This window comes from Vibrio sp. Vb1554 (assembly GCF_033344235.1).
Genome location: NZ_JAWPOJ010000397.1, coordinates 1 through 1,095, shown reverse-complemented (window position 1 = coordinate 1,095; position 1,095 = coordinate 1). Strand labels below are relative to the sequence as shown.

At 44.8% G+C, this 1,095-nt stretch carries 2 protein-coding genes; one reads left to right on the top strand and one right to left on the bottom strand.

What is annotated here, in order from left to right:
• The first annotated feature begins 313 nt into the window (after positions 1 to 313).
• On the top strand, positions 314 to 526 hold the full coding sequence (locus R8N28_RS26580; protein WP_020904382.1) for a hypothetical protein: 213 nt from the start codon (positions 314 to 316) through the stop codon (positions 524 to 526).
• A gap of 5 nt (positions 527 to 531) precedes the next feature.
• Here R8N28_RS26580 and R8N28_RS26575 read toward each other — a convergent pair.
• Positions 532 to 1,095 (bottom strand): c-type cytochrome (locus tag R8N28_RS26575; protein WP_318183836.1); only part of this gene is annotated, 564 nt, incomplete at its 5' end.

The following is a 1,095-nucleotide window of genomic DNA, read 5'->3' as shown; positions in this document are numbered from 1 at the left end:
CGTGCTTTCCTTGCCAAAAAGTGTTGTTTTTCATCTTCCTGATGAGTTTTGGCTATCCCTTTACTTCCTGTCTTCTGAGCAACTTCCTGTGCCTGATCCTTTCCACTGTCTTAACCATAAGACGAGATGACCATCCGTATCGAGCAGGCTCCTTGCCTACCTAATTCCGTTTTCCGATCACCAAGCTATCCTAGCTTGCGTCCATGAAGACCTTGAATCCGTGGTCTGAAATCCTGCAATTCACCCCCTGTGAACGCTTTCTACTTTACGTAATCCCGACGCACTCACAAGTTAGCAGCAGGAAATATTAGCGATGATTTTTTCGCAAAAATTAAAAACATCAATTAATCAAAAGGTTAAAAATAAGAAGAAGACATTCGCAATCGAAGGTATGGCAAATGTCTTACAAGCTTTCGAGCAGATATCGATGACACCCTCAAAAATCATGTGTGAGCCACATCACCAACAAAAATGCCCCAGCGAAATCGCTGGGGCATTTTTGTACAACTTTGCTCGAACTATGTAGGGGTATCAGTGCAGACCGCCAACGTATTTCGACAGAACTTCGATATCTTCATCTGTCATTTTCTTCGCGATGTCACGCATCATGGCATTCATATCGTTGCCACGGTTACCATCACGGAATTTTTCTAACTGAGCTTTGATGTAGTCAGCGTGCTGACCAGAAATTTTAGGGAAACCTGAAAGCTCAGTACCGTTACCACGCGGACCGTGACATGCCATACATGCCGTTAGACCACGCTCTGCATCACCCGCGGTGTAAAGCACTTTACCTTTTGCTACCACATCTTCAGGTGTCGAGCTTTCTGAAGTTGGTAGAGAAGAGTAGTATGCTGCAAGATCTGCGATGTCTTCATCGCTTAGCGGCATTGCCATGCCACTCATTACAGGATCGTAACGACCTTGTTTACCACCACTTGTCATACCTAGCTTAAGATCTTTTAACTGCTTCTCAAGATACTTAGCGTGTTGGCCTGCTAGTTTAGGGTACATTGCGATTGCACTGTTGCCATCTGCTCCGTGACAGGCGACACAGGTTTGTGATTTTGCTTTACCAGCCTCAATATTACCTTG

Bases quoted from the DNA above. Each gene is read 5' to 3' on its own strand.
- R8N28_RS26580 (WP_020904382.1), top strand. From the start codon at position 314: ATGATTTTTTCGCAAAAATTAAAAACATCAATTAATCAAAAGGTTAAA.